The sequence below is a fragment of the Falsochrobactrum ovis genome (assembly GCF_003259955.1).
GTDB lineage: Bacteria > Pseudomonadota > Alphaproteobacteria > Rhizobiales > Rhizobiaceae > Brucella > Brucella ovis_A.
The window spans coordinates 50,271-75,099 of record NZ_QLMK01000010.1 but is presented as its reverse complement, the minus strand read 5'-3'; the positions used below and the strand labels follow the sequence as shown (position 1 = coordinate 75,099).

The window sequence follows — 24,829 nt, the reverse complement described above, 5'->3', positions numbered from 1 at the left end:
ACCTCCTCCCAAGATGGCATTGCTTAGGAGACGGGTTAATAAAAATAGTTTCAATAGCAGATTGCTTACATTGCGTTTTTTTGTAAATTCATAAACTGGGAACACGATAATTTTGTTAATGATTGTACGGGAGGGAAAGCAATTGCGCGCCCCGATCGGGATAAAAATTAGACGACGACGGCTGGAAATTGGCTTGTCGCAAGCAGGCTTGGCCAAAGAGATTGGCATCTCGCCTGCATATCTTAATCTGATTGAAAATAATAAGCGCGCTATTGGCGGCAAGTTGCTTTTGCGGATTGGAGAGCGGCTACAACTCAGTCTGGCTGAGTTGTCGGGCGCTTCCGAGGCCCGCTCGATTCAATTGATTGAGGAGATGCTTGCTGATCCCCTTATGAAGGGGATTAGCTTGGACCAGAACGCAATCCGCGATTTCGTGGCCCGGTTTCCTGAAGCAGCTATCGCTCTCACCCGCCTCTATCGATCATATATAGACGCTATGGCGAGTATCGATGTCTATATCCATCGATTACAATCAGATCCGCTCCTATCGGAACTTCTGCATCTTGTGTTGAACCGGATCGCCGCCATCAAATCTGGCGCAGAAATTTTAGCCAGTGTTCCCGATCTCACTGACGATGAGCAGAAACGATTTATCGGCACGATCAACAATGAAAGCGCCGATTTGACGATGACTGTTCGCAATCTCGTTGCGTATTTCGAGCGCACCGTTGCGCAACAAAAAGCCTTTTCCCCCATGGCGGAGCTTGATGAAGCCATCATTTCACAACAAGATCATTTCCCACAGCTTGAGGAGCTTGCAGAAAAGCTCCGACATGAAACCACAGGCCCAAATGGTTGGGATGAATCTACCTTAATAAGGGCTTTGCAGGAGCGTTTTGGGGTGCGCTTTATGAGGGTTCCGCGCAGCGTCTCAATGCCAGAACAGCATAGGTTTGACCCTACCACCAACGAATTTCGTGTGCGTGCATCGGCAACAGCAGCAACGCGCTTGTTTCAATTGGCGAGGCTTTATGCATTAAAGGCAGCACCTGAGATATTGGAGCAATCTGTTGACGCTTTAGAGCTCACCTCTGACGAGGCAAAGAAGCTTGCCCGAGGGGCATTGGCTTCCTATGTCGCAGGCGCAATGTTGATGCCATATGAGCGATTTCTTAAAGATGCCACCACATGGCAATATGATATTGATTTGCTAGCAAATCTTTATAATTCCAGCTTTGAACAAGTTGCTCACCGTCTTGTCACTTTACGACGCCCCGGCGCAGAAGGACTTCCCTTTGGCTTTTTACGTGCGGACCGAACAGGTCGTTTGACCAAGCGGCTACCTATAAGCGGACTAACCTTGCCCGTATCTGGATATGGTTGTGCCCTCTGGCCAATTTATCAGGCATTTGGCTCCGAAAGAATTGTGCGACAAGTTGCGGTTTTTCCGGGAGGGGGACGGTTTTTATTAATCGCAAAATCGGTCTCTAAAAGGGTCTCGAACTATCACGAACAGCCACTTGTCTATTCCATCATGCTTGCTTTTGATCTCATCCACGCCGATCGCACAGTCTATGGCCAGGGTTTGGATCTATCACATGAAGCGGTTCCTGTCGGTCCGTCCTGCCTGTTATGTTCGCGTCAGGATTGCAGCCACCGTCAGGAAGCGTTTTCTTCAAGAGTCTCAGCATCTTGACTAAGCGGGAGCGTGACGCGAAAACAGGCGCCCGGCAGATACCCATCGGCCAGTTTCAATGTTCCATTTAATTTCGCAACAATCGTGTGACTAATATTCAGGCCAAGTCCCAATCCAACATAACGACCTTCGGTCCCGACTGATCCGGCGCGCATAAATTTGTCGAAAATAGTGTGGCGATAAAGTTCAGGGATACCACGGCCATTATCGGAAATATCGACCACATATTCCCCGCCTTCAATGCGTGAACTTATATGAACGCGTGGATTGACCGCTTCATTATGCGAAATAGCATTAGAGATAATATTGATAAATACTTGGCTCAGCCGACCAGCATTGGCAAGAATTGGCGCGCTGGGAACCCGTGCGCCCTGCTCAATAATGACAGAGCGTTGACGCGCTAGCGCTTCACAAACAGAAATTGCTTGTTGCAAAACTTCTTCGCCGTCAATTGGGAGATTAACCCAATTTCTTTCGCCCTGCTCCAACGCGCTAAGATCAAGGATTTCCTCGATCAGCTTGGTCAAGCGCACGCTCTCATTGTGAATGGTTGAAACGAAGCGGTTTGTCTGTTCCGGTGGCAAGTCCCTCTCTGTCATCAAGATTTCGGAGAAGGATCGGATAGATGTCATTGGGGTGCGGATTTCATGGCTGACATGAGAAAGAAAATCATCCTTCTGCCGGTGTAGTTCCTGCAATTTTGCATTGGCATTTTGCAATTGCTGGGCGGTAGTTCGAAGTTCTTGCGACTTCAATTCCATCTCATGCGAATATTCTATAGCTTGCTGGGTTTCATCAGCAATTCGCATAGCTTCTTCAAGCGAGATCGTATCGCCAGCTACAACGCTCGTCAGCAGAATATGGGCAGAGGCCGACCCGATCGAACCAGCCAATTCTTTTTCCAATTCAGCGATAAACTCCGAAGGTACATCAAGATTGGCCGCCGATCCGCCACGCACAACGCCAGCGGCGTCAAACAAATTATTGGCTTGCTGCCATCCGAGCACCCGCTCGGCAACAAAAAATAATTCGCTTGTAGTGGCCGATCCCTTGATTGTGTGAGGCTGAAAAGAAGAATTTCGGCGCAGAACATCAACGAATATGGCCGCCTGAATGCGCTCCAGCGCATTTTGTGACGTAAAGACCGATACGATGGCAAGCACCGATGAATTGAGCAACAGGCTCCAAAAAACCGCATGCACCAATGGGTCAACATCAGACATGCCAAATAGACCTTCCGGCCGCAGCGCTTTTATGCCCCAAGGTCCATATTGCATCAGTGACGCTACCCACGAGCTGGAGGCCTCAAAACTGGGAAGGAACATCGTCCAGCCCCAGACAAAAAAGCCTACCAATGTTCCGGCAAATGCGCCTTTAACATTTGCCGTACGCCAATAAAGAGCAGCGAGAATACCGGGTAGAAACTGTGCGACACCCGCAAAGGAAATTAGACCTATCGGTGCCAGAGCGTCGGAATCTTTTGTGAACCAAAAATAGAGAAAACCAAGAAATAACAGGGTCGCAATTGAAAGGCGTCGGCTGCGTAAAAGCAATCTTGCAATATCTCGGTCACTGCCTTCTGCCAGTCTTTTTGATCCCCGCAAAACCAATGGCAGAATAATGTGGTTTGAGACCATAATTGATAGCGCAATTGAGGCGACGATAATCATCGAAGTCGCACTAGAAAAACCGCCTATAAAAGCAAAAAGTGCAAGTCCGTCATAACCCGCTGACATGGGCAGCGTGAGCACGAACATGTCGGGATTTGAACCAATCGGCATAGTGGCCAGCCCATAGAAGGCGATTGGCGCGGTAAAAATGCTCATCAAAAACAGATAGGCTGGGAAGGCCCAGCCGGCAGTTCGTAAATCATTTTCGTTGGAGTTTTCGACGATTGCTATCTGAAACTGTCTGGGCAAGCAGATCACCGCCGCGCCCGATAAAACAATCAATGCAACCCAGCGGCTTCCCAATGGAGATTTTTCGTAAATATCAAGGCCAGCCGCAGCGGCTTCTTCATAGATCTCGCCCATTCCGTCACTAAGACCATAGATCACAAAAAGCCCAACAGCCAAAAGTGCCAATAGCTTGACCACGGCTTCAAAGGCAATTGCCGCCACCACCCCGGGGTGCTGCTCGCGCGCATCGACATTGCGCGTTCCAAAAAGGATCGTGAAAAGCGCCATACACACTGCGGCCCCAAGAGCCAAGGTGAGTTCGTCGAGCGCTCCGAGGTGATCTCCAGTCCCTTTAGCAACGGTGACTGCCTGAATGGAAGCTGTAATCGCTTTTAGTTGCAATGCAATATAGGGGGTGACGCTGATAACAGCGATAACAGTCACAAGCACTGCGAGCTTGCTCGATTTTCCAAAACGTGAAGAAAGAAAATCCGCAATTGAGGTAATGCGCTGAGAATGGCTTATTAGGATGAGCTTGCGCAGCAAAAACCACCACGCGACAAAAACCAATGTCGGTCCAATATAGATTGCGGTAAATTCCAATCCGCTGCGAGCCGCAGTCCCCACCGCGCCGTAAAATGTCCAACTGGTACAATAGACCGAAATTGAGAGCGTATAGACCGCTGGCGAACGAAGAAAACCCTCCTTGCCCCGGCTCGCAAGAGAATCCGATGCATAAGCGATAAGAAACAAAAGCCCGACATAACTTACCGCTGTTAGGATGACAAAATCGGGCGACAGCATCAGTCTTTTCCCGATTGTGGCACGCTTTTTCTGCCGCGCTCTTCATCCCGATCTGTGGTTCCAATATGAGGAAGCCAGTAAGACATTCCTACAGCGCCGCATATCAGCAACCCCCAAACTGTAAAGAGATAGATCATATCCAATGGGACGCCGAATATACGGGTATTCGTCAGAAAGAGATTTGCCAAAATTGGCATCAAAAATATGATACCGAAAAGCGGTATTAAGGCTGCCAAATCTTCGCGTCTGCCGCGCACTTCCGGACGAAATCGCCGCTTATACATGGTTGACCACGAGCATTCGCCGAACCTCGGCGATGACATCCTGATTGGCATAAGGCTTGGTTATAAAACCGTCTGCTTTCAGCTCCAATGCGAGTTGACGATCATATTGCTGGCCGCGTGCTGTCAGAACAACGACCGGCGTTTTTTCAATGGCAGCATGAGATCGAATGCTCTTGAGTACGTCAAGGCCACCCATTTTGGGCAACATAATATCAAGCAGTACCATTCTTGGCTTCAGTCGCCAAACGGCCTGCATCGCAGCTTCCCCGTCGCGCGCCACGTCAACAGACCAGCCATCTCTCGTCAGGATAAAATGGAGCGATTCCAATATAGCTGGCTCGTCCTCCACCATCAGGATATCCACCATATCCTTCCCTCCTCCCTGTTTTTCGGGTGAGAATTCCGGACGGTTTTACCGTCTCCCCCTTGGAATTTCACCTGGCGACTATTGCATCCTACAATATCAGCCTAAAAATCGGAATGGAATTTTGGACAGGAAACAGAGCGAAACGTTGTGCGAAAAATATTGTCTCTGGAATGTTATAAAACTGTGAGAACTTTAAGAGCTGCATGAAAGCAGATGCTATATTTAAAAAAAACGCTAAAGCCCTATCCATAGGAGTGCGGTGAGAAAAGTTAACCGATCGCAGATTAAATAAGTTTTTCACGAAGTCGAACAATAGGAACATATGTTGAGCCGTTAACTCCTACATCTGGTCTATTGGGGAATCTTGTGCCGTTTGAGGCCACAGCGATAGCTGTGACCTCGGTCGAACGCTTATTTATAAGCCGTCACGACGATTTCGATCAAAGTTGTATCGCCAAGATCAGCGACACCTACTGTGGCGCGGGTCGGGAGCAAGGAAGGGTCGAGCCACTCTTTCCAGACCTTGTCCATTTCTGGTTTCATATTGAGGTCGGTAACGAAAATCGTTGCCGACAAAAGCTTGGTTTTATCCGTGCCAGCTTCTGCCAGATATTTATCGATTTTAGCCATAATCTCACGGGTCTGACCAGCCATATCCAGGCTCTCGTCATCACAGGTAGTGCCGCCTACGTAGACAATACCATTGTGCTCAACAACGCGATGCATGATCGGGGTCTGGAGATAGCGTTGAGTCATGTGTAAAATCCTATTTCAAGAGTTCGGGGTATCCGGATGCTCGCCTGTGACGGCAAAAATAGCATCCGGGGTTTGTGGAAGGGTTGCAATTTCACTAAGCGGAACCGGTTTGATTGGCGCGCGCAGGCGGTAAGATCCAACATCCTGCGGTCGCCGATTTTGTGCTTCAGCCAATAATTCCGTGACGGTTGACAGGCACATGCGGCCCTGACACGGACCCATACCGCAACGAAGCATTGTCTTGAGCTGGTTTGGTCCAACGACGTTTTGTGATGCGGCCTCTCGGATCGCTCCCGCAGTAACTTCTTCGCAGCGGCAAATAATGACATCGTTATTTTGCGGGGCACGATAGTTCTGCGCCGGAAGATAAAGAGCATCGATAAAGTCCCGGCCTCGCAACAGACGTTTTATGGTTGCCTGTTGCTCTTTCAGTCGTTGCCGCCAAAACTCTGACCGGGCAGGGATTAATTCTTGACATGCGGCAAGAGCTGCAATTTTCCCGCTACACTCCGCTACGACTGCGCCACCAATGCCGCCCCCATCACCGGCCACATAAACGGATTTCATGCTTGTTAAGCCATTTTTATCCAAGCGGGGTTGGAAGCATTTCTGCCTATCATTCCAGACAAGATCACAGCCGATAGAATTGGTGAGATTAATATTTGGAATAACGCCTTGGTGTAAGAAAACGCCATCAACGGCAAGCCAACGTTGTTTTCCTTTGGCAGTGAACTCAACAGCTTCTGCCTTATTTGTTCCGGTAATCCTCAAACCCTCAACGCCCGAATAAATAGGGACGGATTTTTTAACTTTCCAAAGCAGTGATAATCCTTTGAAAGCATATGACGAAGTGAAGAAAGAAAGAAGGTGTGGCGCGGCTTTCATCCAGTTGGCGCGAGGTGTTGTATCCAGTAACGCTGAAATTTTACCGCCAGCCTCAAGCAACTGTGCGGCAAACATGTAGAGGAGTGGGCCAGCGCCGGCAAGAACCACATTTTTGTTGGGCATCAATCCCGACGCCTTGAGCGCGATTTGCGCAGCTCCAATCGTCATGACTCCCGGGAGGGTCCATCCTTGAACGGGCATGGGGCGTTCCATTGCACCGGTAGCGAGAATAAGTCGTCGGGCCTGAACGATTTTACTTTTCCCACCGGCAGAAACCCGAATCTCTAAATATGCGTCGTTATGGCTTTCGATCTGCTCGACGCTCCAAACAAGGGCTTCGGGCAAATAGCACGCGTTGCTTCTAAGAAAGGTTTGTAATAGCGCGCTTCCTTGCCAATAATCTTCTCCGAGAAAAGGCCGCCGAGCTTCGGTATTGTACTCTATACCGCGGTAGATTTGACCTCCCGCAGTGGGGTTTTCATCAAAGACAATCGTTTTTAAACCGGCGGCAGCAGCTTCGCTGGCCGCTGACATGCCTGCGGGCCCCGCGCCGATGATAGCAATATCATAGGTATCAGCTAGTCCGCTGACATCAGCTTTTCTATGGATCATTTCAATGGCCGCCCTGCTCTATTATCCGAGCACCGTGTTGTGATGAAATTTCCATTCCGTCCTGAACGAGTGTCATACAGGCCTGTCGGTTTTGAGCACCGTTGATGGTCATCAGACATTCGAAACAAACGCCCATCAAACAATATGGGGCACGGGGTTGGCGACCGACGAGACTCGTACGCACGGCGAGCGTCCCCTCGCTTAACAATGCAGCGGCTACAGAGATATTGGCCGGGACCTGCAAGCTACGTCCATCAAAGTTAATGGTAACCGTTTCAGTTGCTTCTTCAGTTTTCAGAAACATGAAACCTCCGGCCCGGAAAAGCATCGCCGGCAAGTAACCCGGCATTTGCTGCAATTTCTTGAGCTACTATCAGCGCGTGATTAGCCGCCAGAGTTACGCCCGAATGGCACATCGTCACATAGGCTCCTGGATAGGTTCGAGATTCTTCGTAAATCGGTAATCCGTCTGGCGTTTTGACACGAAAACCGGCCCAACTACGGACGACATTGACGTTGGTGAGACACGGAAAGGTTCGGATAGCCCTATCAGCCAGTACGGTGCTAATATCTTGGTTGGTAGAAATTTGGTCAGAGTTGGTTTCCTGACTGTCTCCGATCATAATCCCGCCTTCATCGGTCTGCCGTAGGGTTGCCGATGTATAAGGGAAAAAAGGCGCACATTTTTCGGTGACCAGAATCTGGCCTTTGCTACGCACCGTCGGTGCATCAATGTCAACCATTGCCGCGAGAGATGGTGTTCCCACACCTGCTGAAAGGATCAGCCGTTCGGTAAAGACTTCGCCCCATGACCCGCGCAGCACAAAACCACGGGCTTGCGGCGCAATCGATGTCACCTCATGGTGAGGCTGATAATTTGCGCCCAGCTTGATCATTCCCCAATGGAGCGCACGCAGCAGACGCAACGAATTTACATCACCGTCCATCGGCGAGAAAATCGACCCGATAACATCTTTTCCTATACCGGGCACCATTTTGGCAGTTTCGCGATGATCGAGCACGACGTGTTCGGGCGCGTCCTCTTTGAGATCGCGGGCGACATTTACTACATCGCTAGTGAACAGTTCTAATTCTCGTTCGTTGAGGCAAAAGGTAAAAGCACCTTTTTGTTTGAGCCCAACATCGATTCCGGTGACATCCCGCAGTTCCGCAGCAAAAGCTGGCCAAAGTCGCGCAGATTGCATCGTCCAATGGGCGTAGTGTGGTGCGCCTACACCTTTGCCCTGCACCCATATGAGTGCAAAATTGGCGCGGGAAGCCCTTAAAGAAAGGTCTTCACCGTCAAGAACCATCGGACGCAGACCATTTCGGGCTAGCCCCCACGCTAAAGCTGAGCCCACAAGCCCCGCTCCAACGACTACGATTTTCTGGTCTGGCAATCTGCGCATTTGTAAATTCAGCTTTTAGAAAAGGATCAAGGGCGGCCCAACCGTGAGGCTAGGCGGTCTCTGGAAACTAGTTTTGCGGTGTTACGTCGACTTTGAACCACTTTTCAGCGAGCTTCTTCACCGTGCCGTCTTCGATTGCAGCATTGATGGCTTTATCGAAGCGGTCCTTTAACTCGGTGTCATCTTTACGAAGGCCCACGCCGATATTGCCGAATACCTTGCCCGAGAACAGTGGGCCGACAAGCTTAACCTCGGCCATATCGTCCTTCTCTAAGGCAGCAGCCAAGACCGTCGCATTGGCAACAACGGCGTCCAGACGTCCACTGGTCAGATCAAAATTGTGCTCTTCCGTGGTTTTATATTCACGAAGATCAGCACCATTCTCAAAATATTGCTCCATGAAGGCTGAAGCCGTCGTGGACCCTTGCACGCCAACGACTTTTCCTTGGATCTTGGCGCCAATCTCTTCGAGGACTGGCTTTGCAGCTTCAGAATCGACGTTTATCGGCGTACCGTTTTCTGGCAGATCCACCAGATCGCTGTCCTCCATCACGGCAAATGAATTGATTGCAGCCGCATAAGGAGCCGAAAAAGCGATAACTTCTTCGCGCTTGGGAGTGATGCTCATGCCAGCCATGATGGCGTCGTATTTGCCCGCGGCGAGTGACGGGATGATGCCGTCCCAATTCTGCGCGACGATTTCACATTTGGCCTGCATACGCTCACAAAGATTGTTTGCAAGGTCGATTTCAAACCCTTCCAGCACGCCATTCGGGCCGGAAAAGTTCCAAGGCGCATAGGCGCCTTCCGTTGCGATGCGGACAACATTTTCTGCCTGAGCCATAGGTGCTGCAACAAGAGTGCCCAGAATGGTGAGAGCAAATTTGATTTTCATGAGTTCACCTCTGTTGGTCAATTAGGAATTAATTTCTTGAATTGTGGGTTGATATGAATTGGCGAAAACGTTCACTTTTTGGGTTGCCGAACATTTCTTGCGGCGTACCCTGCTCTTCGATCAGTCCCTGATGGAGAAACACAATGCGGTTAGAAACGTCCCGGGCGAATGCCATTTCATGGGTGACGACCAGCATTGTTCGTCCCTCGGAAGCAAGATCACGCATGACTTTCAGCACTTCAGACACCAGTTCGGGGTCGAGTGCGGATGTCGGTTCGTCGAAAAGCATAATTTTGGGGCGCATCGCCAGCGCTCGGGCGATCGCCGCCCGCTGTTGCTGGCCACCAGACAAATGGGATGGATAAAAATTACGTTTATCCACGATGCCGACACGCTCAAGCAAAGCTTCTGCTTCAGCGATACATTCCGCACGGTTGCGCTTTTGAACGTGAACGGGCGCTTCAATCAAATTTTCCAAAATGGTTAGATGCGACCACAAATTAAAGGATTGAAACACCATGGTGGCTTGCCCGCGCAGCCGCTGAACCTGCTTCTGGTCCATACAGCGTGGGCTGTGTCCACTTCGCTGATCCAGTTTGTAGGTTTCACCGTGAATTGCCACACTTCCGCTGTTGGGGACTTCAAGCATATTGATGCAGCGAAGCAGCGTGGATTTGCCCGAACCAGACGCTCCCAGAATAGAGAGCACTTCGCCTTGATGCGCCAGCAAGGAAACTGAATGTAGGACGCGGTGTGCCCCATAACTCTTTTCAACGTTGGTAATTTCAACGGCAGGTATTGCACCGGTCATTTATGTGTTTCCTCCTGCTGGCTGCGGGATAGTGAGCGATCTCTGAGCGGCCGAGTAGCGATATTCGAGATATTTGAAGAGCCGGCTGATGACGAAATTCAGCAGAAGATAAATCGCGCCTGCACAAATAAAGATTTCTACCGGACGATAGGTTGCGGAAATTAGCTTTGCTGCGATGCCTGTTACTTCCATCATCGTAATTGTCGAAGCCAAGGCTGTAGATTTCACCATCAGGATAACTTCGTTTGAATAGGCTGGCAGCATTTGCCTGATGGCTTGCGGTGCGAGGATGCGTCTTACGAGGGTGAAAGCACTCATCCCATAGGCCCGGGCAGCTTCAATCTGTCCAGCAGGGACCGAAAGGACGCCACCCCGGATAATCTCCGCGCTATAAGCAGCGGTGTTTAGCGCCAGCGCTAAAACCGCACACCAATAGGGCTCGCGCAAAAACGGCCAGAGAAAGCTCTTTCGCAATTCCGGGAATTGGCTAAGGCCGTAATAAATAAGATAGAGCTGAACCAGAAGTGGCGTTCCGCGGAAAACAAATATGTAACTGCGTGCAATTAAATCTAATAGCAAGTTGCCCGAAAGCCGCATTAACGCCAGCAGACATGCAAGTATTGCACCGGATGTTACCGACAGTAGCGTCAATTGCAGCGTTAGCGGAATGCCACGACAAAGCTGGATGAAGGTTTCAAGCAGAAACGGAAAATCGAGAAGATTCATATTGCCCGCCTGATCCCGCGCATTGCGTGTTTTTCGGCCTTGGCGAACAGTACGCTCGATATAAAAGTTATCGTGAGATAGAGGACGGCGGCCGTGAGAAAGAACGTGAACGGCTGGCGCGTCGAACCCGCGCCGATTTGTGCCTGCCGCATCAGTTCAACCAATCCGACCACGGAGATCAACGCGGATTCTTTCAGAACGAGCTGCCACACATTTCCGATGCCCGGTATAGCAAACCGCAAGGCTTGTGGAATTATGATGCGCCTGAGAAGCAAGTTAGATGGCATCCCATAGGCGCGTGCCGCTTCAATTTCCCCTTTTGGGAGTGCGAGTACGGCACCGCGAAACACTTCTGTTTGATAAGCCCCCGAAACCACCCCAATAGCTAATGCGCCAATGATGAAGACCGGAGCGCTCACAAAACCTTCCGAGCCGAAAAATGAAGCAAATTGGCTTAGAACCGCGCTGCTACCAAAATAGAAAAGATAAATAACCAGCAGGTCAGGAATTCCGCGAAGAATGGTTGAATAACCGTCGGCAAGAAGCCGGAGAATTCGAAATGAAGAAAACGAAGCGCTGGCTGACAGGACCCCGAACAAGGCACCAAGTATGAAGCCGCAAAGCGCGACAGCAATGGTGATTCCTGTGGCTCTGAGCATGTCCCAGCCCCACCCGCCATCAGTAAAACCCATTAAAGCGATATACGCGCTTGCCGCATCCACCCTAATCGCCTCCCCCTTTTTTAATCTGCTTATTGATCCGCAGCTCGGTAAGAATTGACAGGGCGTTTCAATACAGTCAAATTCGAAATTAGGGTGTAAGCATAAGTAAATGTTATGGTGGATCGATGAATCTGCGGCAAGTCGAAGCTTTTAGAACGGTAATGCTGACGGGAAAAATGACTGCTGCGGCAGAATTGATGTCAATCACTCAGCCCGCTGTCAGCCGGCTTATACGAGATTTTGAAATCGATACGAATTTGCAGCTCTTCAATCGACACGGCAATCAGCTCATCCCCACACAGGCCGCGATGACCTTGTTGCGAGAAGTTGAACGCGCATTTGTGGGCTTGAACCATATAAGAATATTCGCAGAAGAGATTAGCCGGCAGAATGCTGGCATGTTACGCATAGCTGCGATGCCCGCATTAGCAAATGGTATCATGCCTCGGTTTCTCGCACATTTTTTGCGTGACCGTCCCAATCTTCATGTATCGTTGAACGGAATTCCATCTACATTGGTGATTGAAGCGGTGGCATCTGGGCAGGCCGATGTGGGCTTTGCTGATGGTCTGCTTGATAGGCCCGGCTTCGAAATCGAAACCCGGCCGATTGCAGCGGTGGTCGCTGTGCCCACGGGGCATCGGCTGGCAGATTATGAGGTGATTTCGCCGGCAGATCTGGCCGATGAACGGATGATCACTCTAGAACCGGGGTCACTTTTTGCCATGCGTGTAGAGGTCGCGCTTGCAGGCATTTCGCGGTCGTCGTCACTGGAAACGCGGCTGTCGCATACGGCTCTCACTCTCGTTGCGGAGGGTGTCGGCATTACAATTATAGATCCCTCTTCAGCCACAGATTTTCGCAATCGAGGCGTGGTTACGAAACCATTTACCAGTTTTGTTGATGCAGGGTTTTTGGCGATCCAACGCAGTAATAGCCCCGACAACAGTTTAGCGCAGCGGTTTGTTCGCGAGTTTTGGGAATATCATGATGAGTTGCTAACCCAGCCATTAAGCTGAAAAAACTTGGGCAAAAAACATTTTGCTTACGGCTTCAGCGCGGCGCCGTAGTTGTTTTGAAAGACGGTCTTTCGACCGCCTTTCTTTGTGAATAGAGTGCGCGTTGCAGCATTGAAACGCCATTTGGACGGATGCTCGATTTGATCGAAAAAGGGCTGTTTAACAGTGTTCTTCGACTAAATCGATGCATTATCCGAGCTTGTTGCAAGCCCGCCGCCGGGCATCTCTTCCCGTGACAAGAATTACGGCAACATGGACCCTGTTTCAATAAAGCGCTGATGCCAAGATAGGGCTTCGTTTAACAAAGACGGTGTTTGCAACCCATAAGAATGCGCAAGAGCACGGCTAAAGTAATCTTGTAGCCCTGGACGATAACTAGGGTGCGAACAATTTTCGATGATCACCCGAGCACGCTGTTTGGGCGAAAGACCGCGCAAATCGGCCAGCCCCTGTTCTGTTACAAGCACCTGAACATCCTGATTGATGTGATCAACACGGCTGGCCTGCGGGACGATTGCCGAAATCTTGCCGCCCTTTGCGGTTGAAGGCGTCATGAAGATTGAAATATACGCATTTCGGGCGAAGTCACCCGAACCACCAATACCATTCTGAACACGCGATCCCATAATATGGGTCGAGTTTACATTGCCATAAATATCAGCTTCGATCAGGCCATTCATTGCAATGCAGCCCAGACGACGCACCAATTCAGGATGGTTGCTGATTTCCTGCGGACGCAGCACCATTCGGTCGCGATATTGTGCCATATTTTCGTTTAGGCGTGCGGCGGCTTCAGGGCTCAGCGAAAAAGCGGTCGCAGAAGCCATTTGGAGTTTGCCAGCATCAATTAAGTCAAGCATTCCATCCTGAATGACTTCAGTAAACGCGGTCATCCCTTCAAATGGGCTGTCGACCAAGCCAGTCAAAACCGCATTGGCAATATTCCCTACTCCCGACTGGATAGGCAGAAGCGAGGCGGGCAGCCTTCCCTTTGCAACTTCGTGTCGCAAAAACTCGAGCAAATGCCCGGCAATTGCGTTGGCGTTTTCATCTGGGGGCGTGAACGGCAAGTTCCGATCCGGAGCATTGGTTTCAACGATAGCCACGATCTTGTCTGGATCACAGCGGAACGATGTCTCTCCAATACGATCCGATGGGCGAAGCAATGGGATCGGCACCCGATGCGGGGGCAATGCAGTACCGTAATAAATATCGTGCATGCCTTCCAATGCAGGGCTTTGCCATTGATTGACCTCAAGAATCACCTTGTCTGCACGCTCTAGCCAGGTCTTATTATTGCCGACCGAGGAAGATGGAATGAGCGAACCATCCTCCCGGATACCACTGACCTCGACAACCGCGACATCAAGCGGGCCCAAAAAGCCTTGCCAGGCCAGCGGCGCTACCTGCGAGAGATGCATATCAAAATATTCCATCTCACCGCGGTTGATTTTTTCGCGAGCAATCGGGTCGGAATTATATGGAAGCCGGAACTCAATCCCATCCGCTTTAGCCAGCGCACCATCCAGTTCAGGGCCTGTAGACGCGCCAGTCCAAACGTTGAGATGAAAATTTTTCCCCGTCGCTCGTTCGGCTTCGATGCGAGCCGCCAACGCCAGAGGGACGGATTTGGGATAGCCAGAGCCTGTGAAACCACTCATTCCCACTGTGGAATTATTCCGGATTAAAGAAGCCGCGTCTTCAGCGCTCATCACTTTCGATAGTAGGCGTTTATTGGCTATTCGCGACATCTTTTGCTCCTCTTATGACGGCTGACAATCAATCCAACGCTTGGGGATTCTCCGCTTTGCGAGCTTCTGGCCATGTAAAACCGGGTCCGACTAACAGCTAATTCACACTTAGTAAATGAAGGGAACGGAGATTTGACAATTCAATCGGTTAAAAAAGCGCAGGCAGCTCGGCCTTCACTGCTCCAGCGATGCATGATCTCGTGGAACCGATGAAAAACTGCTTTCGGCATGTCGGTTTTAGAACAGTCAATGCCCGTCAAAAGGCTCGAATCACATTGTGACAAAGCCGTCATCCATATCAAAGCTGGGTAAAATATGGCGATATTGAAGCTGACGGAGTTATTGCGTCGTTAGCATATAGAATAATGGTGGATTAGCGTCTGTGGGGAAATAAGGGCAATTTTGCCAAGGTCAGCAAAAATATGAAATCGGTGCCGTTTCCGCCCGGAGTTTTGTGAACTCCGTGCCGCCAATGGTGTTGCTTTTGTCAATGTCCATGGGCTTGCGTGGACGATTGGGCGTGGGCAACTCGGGCCTAGACCGTTATTTTAAATGGTAGCACGTTGAGGCTCGGCCCGCGGCAGGGGTAAGGCTGAAAAGACTTCGCACGAGATGATATCTCGTGCGAGCTTTCGTGCGAAAAATCCTATAGTGCCTTAAATTCCCAAAAATCTAAAAGGCTCTGCGTCTTTGAATTTATCGTTTGTCACACCGGAGAAGATGTTGCGCTGATCCGGACCAAGATCGAGTTTCTGGACTTTTCCTTTGTCGGCAGAAAAATCTATCTGTTTAAGATCCACCCAGAATATGTTGGGCGTGAGTGCTGACTCAAAGAAATAAAGCTTATTTTTTTGGTCTGCTACCGTACGCCAGCGGGTCGAGGAAATATTGGGCTGATCTGGTGTGGTAAGACCAAACGGAACCGAAGCATTGCGAATGACGCTGAAAACACTGGCAATCGCCTCTCGTGGGTCTTCTGATTTGGGCACTGCATTGATATAAAATGCTGCGCGGGTGAAGCGATCCGACGCGCGATTGGTACCTGGAAGCATCACGGTGCCGCCGATCTGTTCCCAATAAGAATGCAGCGCCAACTGCTTTTCGAAGATCGGTGAATTGGTCATAACCTGGTATTTGCGATTATGATGGATGACCTGTTCGCCATTAATATATTCAACGATAGCGCTATCGCCAGACGCGTCAGAGATCGACAGATGCAGTGTCGCGAGCCGGTTTTCGCCCGGAACATAATCGGTAACAATTGTAAACGGGTTGGTGCTTAAATGCTTAACCGCTTCATCCACCGTAGCGAAATTATCCAGCACATATTGCGCCCAAGCGGCAATCGACAGCCCGGGGCCAGTCCCGTCAAATTTGGGGTATTCTGACTCCACCAGCCAAAGCACATTTGCCACGAGACCAGCTTCATTCATTCCGTCGGTTGTAGAAATATCGTAGCCGGATGCGATAACGCTACCATATTTGGAAGTCCATTCGATCGATCCGGGACCGACTTCGCCATTGCGTTTCATACCGCGTGGAAAAATCCAAAGATTGGTTCCCACATCCACGCGCCAATCCATAGAACGGGCGGTGATGATCTGATCATTCGCGCCAAGATATACAACCCGCGTGCAGGCTTCGGCCACCGGGGCCACAAGCATAGTCGTTGCTACAAACAGACTGATAGCGGCCGCAGAAAATGACTTTCTTAAAAATGCCATTTGGCGCCTCCCGAAATTATTGGCACAGCTTTGAAAATGCGTGCGTAAGATTGGCGAAACCTATAAGGAATTGATATTTCTAAGTTCTTTCTAATTTTAGTCAATATCAAACGTATAGGAATGAATAGCCCCCCAGAAGGGGAGCCAGCATCGGTTCAGAACCGCAAGCATATAGCCCCCTCCTCGATATGGGAGGGGTGGCGCATGGGTTCGATCATTGGTTTTTTGAAGCTTGAGTAAGGGTTCGATCCAAAAGTTGCTCATAGATAGGCCGACCGCCACGGAGCTGAGCTGATAGGTTGGCAGCGAGGCATGTAGCAATCAGCGGCATGATCAATTCATATGAGCCGGTCAGCTCCACCGTCAAAATAATGCCGACAAGTGGTGCGCGGACCGATGCGGTGAATAGGCCGCCCATGGCCGCAATGGCAAATGCGAGCGAAAGATCAGCAGCTTCCGGCAGGATTAAGCCCATTGCTCCGCTAAAAATCAGGCCAATACAGGTGGCGAGCCCTAAGATTGGTGCGAAAATTCCTCCCGGCACGCCAGAAGAATAGCTGCCAACCATGGTGACAAACCGCAAACACGCAATTCCAAGCAGAAAGTACAAGCTTGAATGGGTTGGAGACAGCTGAATTACCGCGGCCTCGCCGCCTCCCACACTCAGCGGCAGCAAAATAAATAGCGCCCCAACAATGAGACCAACCACAGCGGGAAATAAATATGGGATGCGTTTATGCAGCCGTGCAGCAAACGCACCGGTCCAAAGCAGTGAGGAGTTTAGCGCTACTCCAACAAGCCCCAAGAGAACCCCCAATAAAGCAAAACCGGGTAGCCAGGATAAAGAGACAGCGATTTGCGGCATGGTGAAGTCCGGCGCGGTGCCACCAATAATCTGCGCAACGATTGTAGAGAGCAGCGCTGCTACCATTACGCCCATATAGGTGCGGAAGGAATAGGGAAATTGCCGTTGCATTTCTTCGATCACGAACACCACTGCCGCAAGCGGTGCGTTAAAAGCGCAAGCCAATCCGGCCGCAGCACCCGCAGCCAACATCCCGCGGCGCTCAATCACATTGCTTTTGAAAAAATCATTAATAGCGGCACCCAACGAAGCGCCGATATGAATAGTCGGGCCTTCACGGCCTAAAACCAAACCGGAAGACAGGGAGACAACCCCTAAGGTGAACTTAACCGGCAATATACGCCGCCATCGCACCACGCGCAGGCCTTCCATCGCGCCTTCAATTTCCTGCACACCGCTGCCGCTGGCCTCGGGCGCAAGTCGCCGGACAAGGAAAGCGCCAAGCACCGTGCAAGTCATCGTTATAAATGCTGCGATTGCAACCAGTTCTACCCCGCTGAAATAGGTAGCAAGCTTTTGCGGCCATAAAAGAAGATAATTGATGGAAAGATGGAAATAGGACCCCACCGCCCCGGTTAATATTCCGGTCAGCGCGCAAAGGGTGATAAATATCGCTTGCTGAGTTTTAGACTCAGCCATTTCCGCCGGTCTTAATGCGGCAGGCGACATAGATTGGATGCCCGTATTTTTGTTGAAACCGTTATTCTCGCCCACGCTACTTTCCTGTGCTTATTCGAACCAGCTAAACTTAGCGGATAGCGATAGAAGAAAAAACAAACAAGATGCAGTTAATTTTTTACTTTTCTAAATGTGAGGTCGAATGCCCGTTTGCAGTTAGATCAATTACGGGCTAGTCGCGTTCGGGAAGTTTTCTTTTCCTATTCTCGCTGCGAATCCAAAAAGCGAATTTGAAAAGCGCAAAGTGTTATTCTTTTGCACATATTAGAATGTTCGAAATGTTGAAAAATACATAAGAATAGCAGAATAATAGTAATAATGAGGGTTTCCTACTGACGAAATTCTGCTTTCGAAAGCATTCGATAGCCGCGTTAGGGCACCCAAAATGAGATGGCCGGTGTTGATTTTAAGCGCAGCACCGGTGGACGTGAACGGATTCTGCGTGGTGTCTAGCGCCGTGCAGCCTAAAATGAGTGTGAATCGATGGCTTATTTGCCAACCCAATGGCTACAAAATCTTGCCAAGATGGCACCGGCACCGCAATGGCCATGGAGGCATTCATTGCGCACGGCCATTGCAATCACTGTTCCTATGGCGATTGGATTCGCGACGAATAATGTCGCTTCCGCAATGATCGTTTGCCTGGGGGCTATGCTCAGTTCCGTTAGCGTGCAATCGGACCCTTACAGGCTTCGCTTCCGCCGAATCTTCATTTCAGCACCGATTGGAATGAGCGGATATCTCCTCGGATCCCTGATCGGCGGGCATGGCGCATATACAATTGCCGCTGTGGTTCTGACTGCGTTGTTTTCCGGGCTTATAAGCGGATATGGGGCATATTTTTCCGCAGGTGCCATGCAAATGCTGATTATGGCTATTGTGGCCTCGCATTTCGGCCATGACGGACCGATCTGGATGATGCCGGCCCTGTTCCTGGCGGGTGCTGCTTTTGCTTGTGTTTTGCTTGCGGTCGAAGCCGTGCTGAGCCCGCACAAGCCGGAGCGGCAGATATTGTCTAATCTGTTAAATTCCTTGGCGGAATTGGCCAATGCAACCACCGATTCACAGATGGATGCGACGAAACTTGAAGCAATCCGCCGGAAGGTGACTGATGCGCAGGTTTCTACCTATAGCGCGCTGATGGGAAAGCCGTCTCATTCTGACGGTGCTTCTGAAAACGGCGATTATGTTGCGTCAATTTTGGCGGTAACCGACCAAATTTCAGCCTTTTTGATTGGGGGATCAAGAGATAAAAAGGTCCTAAATGAATGTGCCTCACAGCTAAGCGCAATGGCGAAGGCGCTGGATAGTAATCAACAAGCCCCGGCACTGTCCGATATTGATAGAAATAACCGGCTATTACGCAATATTGCGCGGCTTTTTGAGCTTCTTTGGCCAGATAATAAGCAATTGCGAAGCGGTCGTGTCGCAAAGCAATCCTGGTCTTTGCGGAACCTCCCTTCAATTGAAACAATAAAAGATCGGCTTACTCTGGGACATGAAGTAATCACCTCTGCTTTCCGGTTGGCCTTATGCATGTTACTTGCGCTTTTGGTTGAACAAGTGGTTCCGGGAAACCATTCATATTGGATTCCCTTATCGGTCGCGGTGATTATGAAGCCGGATTTCGGTTCGGTTTTTGCCAGAGCTGCTCTACGAAGCGCCGGAACCTTCATTGGCGTCTTGCTAGCAACCGCCATTATTATTCTTGTTCCAAAAGGCGTGCTGCTTGTTTTGGTAATTGCTATATTAGGATTTATCCTTCCTTGGGCGGGCTTACGAAGCTACGCTCTTCAATGCGCATTCTTAACGCCTATCGTTTTGGTTCTTATTGATTTTGAGATGGCCAAACCGACAATAGATTATGGAATCCAACGTCTTTCTGATACGCTGATCGGATCCTTGATAGCATTGGTTTTCGGCTACTTGATTTGGCCAAAGTCGATTCAGGTCGCAACGCGTCAAGGTTTTGCCGACGTGCTCACGACTTTAGCGACCTATTTGCGTAGCGCATTTCAAAATGCCGACCGTGACCCAGAAGCGCCCGCGAGAATGCTCGAAGAAACCGCTGCATTGAGAAGCTCAGCCTATAAGCAATTATCGAATATGCGCACAAGACTGCAGCGCAGCCTCCCCGAGCCACCCCCGACAAGCACCGAGGCGCTTGCCTGGTTGCCGGCGATTGCAGGCGCAGAAGCTTTGTGTGATCGCATTACGCAGCTTATCAATCTTTCAGAGGAAGTGGCTGCATCGCCCTCCAATGAGGTGATTGAGCAGCTTGCGACAGCGATCGAGCAGCTCGCCGCAACGGGCGATACTTCGCCTGCTATGGCTAAACTTTTGTCGCAAAATTCTTTGGAAAAAATCGACGAAAATCTGCAGTCGGCTCTTCGTGAAACTGCGGATGGCATTCAGCATCTGGCAGATCTTTGCGCGGTCACAAACCAAGAGCATGCGGCGGAACCTGTTCTTCAGCCCGCTTGATTCAACCTTTGCTTTAAACGGTCCCGGGAATATTTTTCAAATAGGTTGGGGTGCAATATGGCACCCTAGCCCTGCGATGCACCGAGCACAAAGGCAAGGTTTGCTGCGGCTGTAAACGCTGCCGCATGTGCTTCCGCTTCCGCGATTTGCGCATCCAGCAAACCATTTTGGGCAATTGCCGCAGCCGTCACCGTGCCAAGCCCGTTTCGATAGGCTTCCACAGTAGCATCGTAAGTTTTCCACGCAGCTTTCACGAGAGCATTCGCTGCCTGTTGCGCTTCGAGTGCCGTGGTCAACGCATTTGTAGCGATCACGATCTCACGCGCTGCGTCATCTTTCAGCCGCGCATAGTCCAATTCGGCTGCTTTTGCACGGCTTTCCGCCGCTTTCAATTGTGCTGCACGCAATCCTGAATCATAAAGTGGTACGGTTGCCCCTATAAAAACATCGGCAGAGCGCCCACGTGCTCCGATAGATGGTAGACCAGCTGCGTTCATATCTGCGGAATGGGTTGATAGGCTGCTGTAAAGGCCAACTTTCGGCAGAAATGCCGAATTCGCTTCGTCGATGCCCGAACGCGCTGCCTTGAGCGTCGCATAGCCAGCCCGAATATCGGGGCGCTGATCCAAAGCGATATCAACCATTGTCTGAATGGGGACAGCGGACGGAGTGGGAAGCTTTCGCGAACTTGTGTCTTCGATGCGCAATTGGGACGTTGGTGAAATACCAATAGCTGCTAAAAGTGCCTGATAGGCATCTTGTTCAGCACCTTTTGCCGTGACAAGGCGCAATTTTGCCTGAGCCAAAGCCTGCTCCGCTTGGGCAACTTCGACGACCGTACCAACCCCGTTTTTGCGTTTTTCTAACGCAGCGTCGAGCACGGTACGACTGTTTTTGACAGCCTGTTCTGTCGCCTGTTTCTGCTGACGAGACGCATTATAATTGTGGTAGTTGCGGGTTACGTCCAAAACCACTTTCTGATGCATCAAGTTGAACTGATAGTTTGCAGCCAAGGAAACCTGTTCTGCGGCTGAGACAATGGCGCTGCGCCCGCCAAAATCGAAAACCAGCCACTGCAACGCCACCGATGGCATAATTCCTTTCACTTCTGTATCAAAATATCGCTTGGCACCAATTGGAATTGGAAGCGGCGAACGATTGTGATGGATGCCACCAACTACATTTGCCGTAATGATGGGTAAATAGGTCGCTTCCGCCATGCCAACCGCAAGTGCCGCCTGTCGGGCGCGCTCCCAAGCGTTGCGCGTCGATGGGTTGTTACGCTGTGCCAAGTCAATCAAGGTGGGCAGCGTATAAGTTTTCTCTGAATAGACACCGGGTGTGCTAAGCGCAAACGCGGTTTGATTGGCGGTTTCCGCTTTTGAACCGGGTTGAGCCGATTGAGCTGGGGGCGTCCATTGCTGATCTGGGGTCGAAGGGGCAAGTTCCAAGGCGTCAGTTGCACAACCCGCCAACAGTAACGGGATGGTCAGCCAGCAAAGAACCGATCCGCCGCAACCAAATTTTACATGAGAGCGCTTTAGCACATCTAATCCGAGCGTAGCCTTCATTGACTAGGCTCCGCATCGCGCTTGATAGCTTCTGGTGGTAGAGCATCTGCCGCCAGCTCTGCATGGGTAATCTTTTCGTGAAAATCTGCTAAAGCCGACTGGGTCGCAGCGGAAATGTCGGGTTTGAAAAATAATTTCAAAGCTAATTGGTTAAGCTCTTCTGCCAATGCGTCAAAGGTTTTTCTTGTTTCATTATGAGGCCGCAGACTTCTTGGTTCATATGAGGCCATTCTCAGTGAATTATGTACGACACCAAGATCATTCTCGACCGAAGCCATCAAATTGGTCGAGGCATTGCGTTGGCTGAAATCGAGTTGCGCCAATTGTTGCAGTTTCCCCAATGCGCTTTCGAGCCGTGTTCTGATCGCATAAGTCACACTCACAGGCCAGATGGTGGTGAAAATAATAAATATCACGCAATTACCCAGCAAAATGCCAATAATACGATCGCTCGCTGCGCTAAGACTTGTGCCTGGCCCAAAACCTTGCAACGTTGTTAGCAAAAATGCCAGCGCTATCTGCACTCCTCCATAGGAAATGCGCTCATTTCCCGTGGAGACCCATGCTGCAATCGACACAAAAAAGAAGATCATGAAGGCGAGCGACCCAACTGATTCCATATGGGGAATGAGGTAGAGGATTGAAATTAAGCCAAAAAATGCGCCGATCAGGCAACCCGTTATCCGTAAAACAAGCTTGTGAACCGTATCTCCCGTTGTGCCCAGTGCAGCGACATAGCAGGTGATCATTGCTGTATGGATTCCCTGCCAATCCGCTGCGGAATATATGAAATAGCAGGTGACGGCGGCTAAAGTCGTCTTCAATGCAAAATGCAAATGAATGGGATTGCTCAGCGCATCCTTCGCTATAAACGGATCACTAACAGGCGCCTGTTTACCGGGATCTCTGCCTTGCGCTAGGTCTTCGAGTATTTCGGGTATTTCGCGGGCCTGGGTGATGTCTTCATCAGCAAAAGTGGCATTGATCGGCTCATGTTTTTTTTGGGCTGCAAGTTTTTGTGCAAGCACCTTGCAAGAATGAGCCAAACTGCCACGAAGCTCGGCATTCAACGTCTTATCGAAAGCCAGCACGGCGAGCATGAGCTTATAAGAATGCGACTGGGCTCGAAGAAGATATGATTGTTGCGAGGCGGGCAAAAGGTTGAGAACCTTTATCAAAAGCAGACGCTTGGTCTGTTCGCCCTCGCCTTCTTCAAGAGCATCGCGGAGTTTCTCGCGGTTTCTAGTTGTGGGGTTTTCCAGATAATCTGCTGCAAGTTCAAGCCGTTCAATAACCGTTTGTCGCAAGAGGTTTTGCGGCCACATGCCGAAGAATAAATTATAAACAATCATCACCGCCATCGGTAAAGCGACCATTGCCCATGCATAAAGCACGGCACGTGTGGCAACTTCTCCAAGCGGTATAATATCCATCAAAGTGAGCACAAATGCGATGACAAGCGCCACTATTCCTGCATTTTCTCCAAGCTGGCTGCAGGAATCTAAATAGAGAAAGACAAAAGATACCAATACGATAGCAGCAATTCGCGCCGGCGGAGATTCAATCGTCAAATTGATAATTCCGATCAGCAATATAACGACCAAGCTGACAGCCACGATGATGCCTGTGCCGGCCAGAATATTTTCTGCGGCATCAGCCTTCATCAAGAATATAACGAGATAACACCCAATCGCCGCCTCGGGTAACTTGTAGATCATCGCAAACGAAGTCGAGACAGCACAAATTATGCCGATGGAAAGCGCCAGATAAAAGCGGCCTGGAAAAGGCTGCAAATCTTCTAAGAGATGGCGAGCTGCCCGCCTGATCCAGCCTTCCTCAGCAATTTGTGTCATGCTCAACCACGGTCGAAGCTGATGCGCCCGCCCTCATAAGGTTTTCAGGGGGATCGAACAATTCTATGCGGACCGGGAAACGCTGAGCTACCCGTACCCAGTCAAGTTCTTTCGGAACATAGGGCAAACTACGCGGAATATTTATCGAGCTTTCGGAAGAGACGCCCCACCCAATACCTTGCACCCGCCCTTTGATGGCAATCGACTGATCAGCCATCACATAAACGATAGCGCATGAGCCAACAGCGATATTTTTAAGCTCTCCTTCACGGTAAAGAGCCGTGGCATACCATTGGTCTGTATTAACCAGAGTAAAAATGGATTCTCCCGTCACGATAAATTCGCCCGAGGAAACCTGAAGCCCCACGACGCGGCCATTATGCGGGGCATAGACTTTGGTATGCTCAAGATTGCGCTTGGCTATATCAAGCGCTGCTTTGCGGGCCTCGACAAGGGCCAAGGCCGCATCGGGTGAATTGACCAGCAAGTCCGCAGCCTTATTTTGCTGCACCGCCTGTTGAAGTGAGACTTCGGCGTCGAGTTTCAAAGTGCGGGCATCTTGTATTTGCTGATCGGTGACATAGCCTTTGGACTGCATGGGCAGCAGCCGCTCTAGCGACTTTTCCGCAAGATCGAGATTAACGCGCGCCCGTTCAATCTGTTTATTGGCTATGTCGGCATTGGCTTGTTCGGCAGCAATATTGCGTTTTTGTGTTTCATAAAGCGCTTCCGCCGCCTTAAGGTCCGCTTCAGCTTGCACGACAAGTAAGCGATAGGGTTCGGGGTCGAGGCTGAACAATAATTGCCCTTTGGTGACTGCATCATTCTCAGCTACGAATATTTGCGTGATCCGCCCGGGAACACTGGCAGAAATATGCGTTATGGCAGCGGTCAAACTGGCATCGCTGGACAGAAGGTTGGTGTCAGCCCTTTTGAAATAGTTCCAGCCCAGGAACACGGCCGCTGCGATGATGAGTACCGGCAATGCCACCATGATACGGGATTTTGTTTTATTCATA

At 50.3% G+C, this 24,829-nt stretch carries 20 protein-coding genes; 3 read left to right on the top strand and 17 right to left on the bottom strand.

Features of this window, described 5'->3' with window-relative positions:
• Window positions 1-118 precede the first annotated feature (118 nt).
• Window positions 119-1,696: a helix-turn-helix domain-containing protein gene (locus C7374_RS11640; RefSeq protein ID WP_111575797.1), complete on the top strand. Its 1,578-nt coding sequence runs from the start codon at window positions 119-121 to the stop codon at window positions 1,694-1,696.
• Here C7374_RS11640 and C7374_RS11635 read toward each other — a convergent pair.
• The 11 genes from C7374_RS11635 to C7374_RS11580 all read right to left on the bottom strand — a co-directional run bounded on the left by C7374_RS11635 (window position 1,660) and on the right by C7374_RS11580 (window position 11,835).
• Entirely contained in the window at window positions 1,660-4,398 is a 2,739-nt protein-coding gene (locus tag C7374_RS11635) for a sodium:solute symporter family transporter (RefSeq protein WP_111575796.1), read from the bottom strand. The two genes, C7374_RS11640 and C7374_RS11635, sit on opposite strands and share 37 nt — an antisense overlap.
• Window positions 4,398-4,682: a hypothetical protein gene (locus tag C7374_RS11630; protein WP_111575795.1), complete on the bottom strand. Its 285-nt coding sequence runs from the start codon at window positions 4,680-4,682 to the stop codon at window positions 4,398-4,400. Before C7374_RS11630 ends, C7374_RS11635 begins: the two co-directional genes overlap by 1 nt.
• Window positions 4,675-5,049: a response regulator transcription factor gene (locus tag C7374_RS11625; RefSeq protein ID WP_111575794.1), complete on the bottom strand. Its 375-nt coding sequence runs from the start codon at window positions 5,047-5,049 to the stop codon at window positions 4,675-4,677. Before C7374_RS11625 ends, C7374_RS11630 begins: the two co-directional genes overlap by 8 nt.
• A gap of 411 nt (window positions 5,050-5,460) precedes the next feature.
• Window positions 5,461-5,805 (bottom strand): RidA family protein, encoded by a 345-nt coding sequence (locus tag C7374_RS11615; RefSeq protein WP_111575792.1) that lies wholly within the window; start codon window positions 5,803-5,805, stop codon window positions 5,461-5,463.
• 15 nt (window positions 5,806-5,820) lie between these two features.
• Window positions 5,821-7,302 carry an FAD/NAD(P)-dependent oxidoreductase gene (locus C7374_RS11610; protein WP_111575791.1) on the bottom strand — a complete coding sequence of 494 codons (1,482 nt, stop codon included), beginning with the start codon at window positions 7,300-7,302 and terminating at the stop codon, window positions 5,821-5,823.
• Between the two features lies 1 nt (window position 7,303).
• A complete protein-coding gene (locus C7374_RS11605) occupies window positions 7,304-7,606 on the bottom strand; it encodes a (2Fe-2S)-binding protein (RefSeq protein WP_111575790.1) in 303 nt (100 codons plus the stop codon).
• Entirely contained in the window at window positions 7,590-8,711 is a 1,122-nt protein-coding gene (locus C7374_RS11600) for an NAD(P)/FAD-dependent oxidoreductase (RefSeq protein WP_111575789.1), read from the bottom strand. The genes C7374_RS11605 and C7374_RS11600 overlap by 17 nt, the downstream gene beginning before the upstream one ends.
• A gap of 67 nt (window positions 8,712-8,778) precedes the next feature.
• A complete protein-coding gene (locus C7374_RS11595) occupies window positions 8,779-9,606 on the bottom strand; it encodes a lysine/arginine/ornithine ABC transporter substrate-binding protein (protein WP_111575788.1) in 828 nt (275 codons plus the stop codon).
• 28 nt (window positions 9,607-9,634) lie between these two features.
• Window positions 9,635-10,417, bottom strand: a complete 783-nt coding sequence (locus tag C7374_RS11590) for an ABC transporter ATP-binding protein (RefSeq protein WP_111575787.1) — start codon at window positions 10,415-10,417, stop codon at window positions 9,635-9,637.
• Window positions 10,418-11,143, bottom strand: a complete 726-nt coding sequence (locus C7374_RS11585; protein WP_111575786.1) for an ABC transporter permease — start codon at window positions 11,141-11,143, stop codon at window positions 10,418-10,420.
• Window positions 11,140-11,835, bottom strand: a complete 696-nt coding sequence (locus tag C7374_RS11580) for an ABC transporter permease (RefSeq protein WP_111575824.1) — start codon at window positions 11,833-11,835, stop codon at window positions 11,140-11,142. The genes C7374_RS11585 and C7374_RS11580 overlap by 4 nt, the downstream gene beginning before the upstream one ends.
• 155 nt (window positions 11,836-11,990) lie before the next feature.
• On the opposite strand from C7374_RS11580, the gene C7374_RS11575 reads away from it, so the two are divergent.
• Entirely contained in the window at window positions 11,991-12,884 is an 894-nt protein-coding gene (locus tag C7374_RS11575) for a LysR family transcriptional regulator (RefSeq protein WP_111575785.1), read from the top strand.
• A gap of 242 nt (window positions 12,885-13,126) precedes the next feature.
• On the opposite strand, the gene scpC is transcribed toward C7374_RS11575, so the two are convergent.
• The 3 genes from scpC to clcA form a co-directional block, all read right to left on the bottom strand.
• Entirely contained in the window at window positions 13,127-14,635 is a 1,509-nt protein-coding gene (gene scpC, locus C7374_RS11570; RefSeq protein ID WP_111575784.1) for a succinyl-CoA:acetate CoA-transferase ScpC, read from the bottom strand.
• 656 nt (window positions 14,636-15,291) lie between these two features.
• On the bottom strand, window positions 15,292-16,299 hold the full coding sequence (locus C7374_RS11565; RefSeq protein WP_245412645.1) for a linear amide C-N hydrolase: 1,008 nt from the start codon (window positions 16,297-16,299) through the stop codon (window positions 15,292-15,294).
• 274 nt (window positions 16,300-16,573) lie between these two features.
• On the bottom strand, window positions 16,574-17,938 hold the full coding sequence (gene clcA, locus C7374_RS11560; protein WP_245412644.1) for a H(+)/Cl(-) exchange transporter ClcA: 1,365 nt from the start codon (window positions 17,936-17,938) through the stop codon (window positions 16,574-16,576).
• Between the two features lie 447 nt (window positions 17,939-18,385).
• Between clcA and C7374_RS11555 the strand changes: the two genes are divergently transcribed.
• Window positions 18,386-20,386, top strand: a complete 2,001-nt coding sequence (locus tag C7374_RS11555) for an FUSC family protein (protein WP_111575782.1) — start codon at window positions 18,386-18,388, stop codon at window positions 20,384-20,386.
• Between the two features lie 65 nt (window positions 20,387-20,451).
• Here C7374_RS11555 and C7374_RS11550 read toward each other — a convergent pair whose 3' ends face one another.
• The 3 genes from C7374_RS11550 to mdtN are packed head-to-tail and all read right to left on the bottom strand — an operon-like array spanning window position 20,452 to window position 24,828.
• On the bottom strand, window positions 20,452-21,957 hold the full coding sequence (locus tag C7374_RS11550; RefSeq protein ID WP_111575781.1) for a TolC family protein: 1,506 nt from the start codon (window positions 21,955-21,957) through the stop codon (window positions 20,452-20,454).
• On the bottom strand, window positions 21,954-23,810 hold the full coding sequence (locus tag C7374_RS11545) for an FUSC family protein (RefSeq protein ID WP_111575780.1): 1,857 nt from the start codon (window positions 23,808-23,810) through the stop codon (window positions 21,954-21,956). Before C7374_RS11545 ends, C7374_RS11550 begins: the two co-directional genes overlap by 4 nt.
• Window positions 23,794-24,828, bottom strand: coding sequence for a multidrug transporter subunit MdtN (gene mdtN / locus C7374_RS11540; RefSeq protein WP_111575779.1), 1,035 nt, complete (start codon window positions 24,826-24,828; stop codon window positions 23,794-23,796). Before mdtN ends, C7374_RS11545 begins: the two co-directional genes overlap by 17 nt.
• Window position 24,829: the final 1 nt, after the last annotated feature.

What these genes read in the sequence shown, in the direction of transcription:
- C7374_RS11635 (WP_111575796.1), bottom strand. Translation starts at nt 4,398, where the DNA reads ATGCTGTCGCCCGATTTTGTCATCCTAACAGCGGTAAGTTATGTCGGG.
- C7374_RS11605 (WP_111575790.1), bottom strand. Translation starts at nt 7,606, where the DNA reads ATGTTTCTGAAAACTGAAGAAGCAACTGAAACGGTTACCATTAACTTT.
- C7374_RS11550 (WP_111575781.1), bottom strand. Translation starts at nt 21,957, where the DNA reads ATGAAGGCTACGCTCGGATTAGATGTGCTAAAGCGCTCTCATGTAAAA.
- scpC (WP_111575784.1), bottom strand. Translation starts at nt 14,635, where the DNA reads ATGTCGCGAATAGCCAATAAACGCCTACTATCGAAAGTGATGAGCGCT.
- C7374_RS11625 (WP_111575794.1), bottom strand. Translation starts at nt 5,049, where the DNA reads ATGGTGGATATCCTGATGGTGGAGGACGAGCCAGCTATATTGGAATCG.
- C7374_RS11565 (WP_245412645.1), bottom strand. Translation starts at nt 16,299, where the DNA reads ATGCTTGTGGCCCCGGTGGCCGAAGCCTGCACGCGGGTTGTATATCTT.
- C7374_RS11615 (WP_111575792.1), bottom strand. Translation starts at nt 5,805, where the DNA reads ATGACTCAACGCTATCTCCAGACCCCGATCATGCATCGCGTTGTTGAG.
- C7374_RS11585 (WP_111575786.1), bottom strand. Translation starts at nt 11,143, where the DNA reads ATGAATCTTCTCGATTTTCCGTTTCTGCTTGAAACCTTCATCCAGCTT.
- mdtN (WP_111575779.1), bottom strand. Translation starts at nt 24,828, where the DNA reads ATGAATAAAACAAAATCCCGTATCATGGTGGCATTGCCGGTACTCATC.
- C7374_RS11640 (WP_111575797.1), top strand. Translation starts at nt 119, where the DNA reads ATGATTGTACGGGAGGGAAAGCAATTGCGCGCCCCGATCGGGATAAAA.
- C7374_RS11545 (WP_111575780.1), bottom strand. Translation starts at nt 23,810, where the DNA reads ATGACACAAATTGCTGAGGAAGGCTGGATCAGGCGGGCAGCTCGCCAT.
- C7374_RS11580 (WP_111575824.1), bottom strand. Translation starts at nt 11,835, where the DNA reads ATGGGTTTTACTGATGGCGGGTGGGGCTGGGACATGCTCAGAGCCACA.
- C7374_RS11575 (WP_111575785.1), top strand. Translation starts at nt 11,991, where the DNA reads ATGAATCTGCGGCAAGTCGAAGCTTTTAGAACGGTAATGCTGACGGGA.
- C7374_RS11610 (WP_111575791.1), bottom strand. Translation starts at nt 7,302, where the DNA reads ATGATCCATAGAAAAGCTGATGTCAGCGGACTAGCTGATACCTATGAT.
- C7374_RS11595 (WP_111575788.1), bottom strand. Translation starts at nt 9,606, where the DNA reads ATGAAAATCAAATTTGCTCTCACCATTCTGGGCACTCTTGTTGCAGCA.
- C7374_RS11555 (WP_111575782.1), top strand. Translation starts at nt 18,386, where the DNA reads ATGGCTTATTTGCCAACCCAATGGCTACAAAATCTTGCCAAGATGGCA.
- C7374_RS11600 (WP_111575789.1), bottom strand. Translation starts at nt 8,711, where the DNA reads ATGCGCAGATTGCCAGACCAGAAAATCGTAGTCGTTGGAGCGGGGCTT.
- C7374_RS11630 (WP_111575795.1), bottom strand. Translation starts at nt 4,682, where the DNA reads ATGTATAAGCGGCGATTTCGTCCGGAAGTGCGCGGCAGACGCGAAGAT.
- C7374_RS11590 (WP_111575787.1), bottom strand. Translation starts at nt 10,417, where the DNA reads ATGACCGGTGCAATACCTGCCGTTGAAATTACCAACGTTGAAAAGAGT.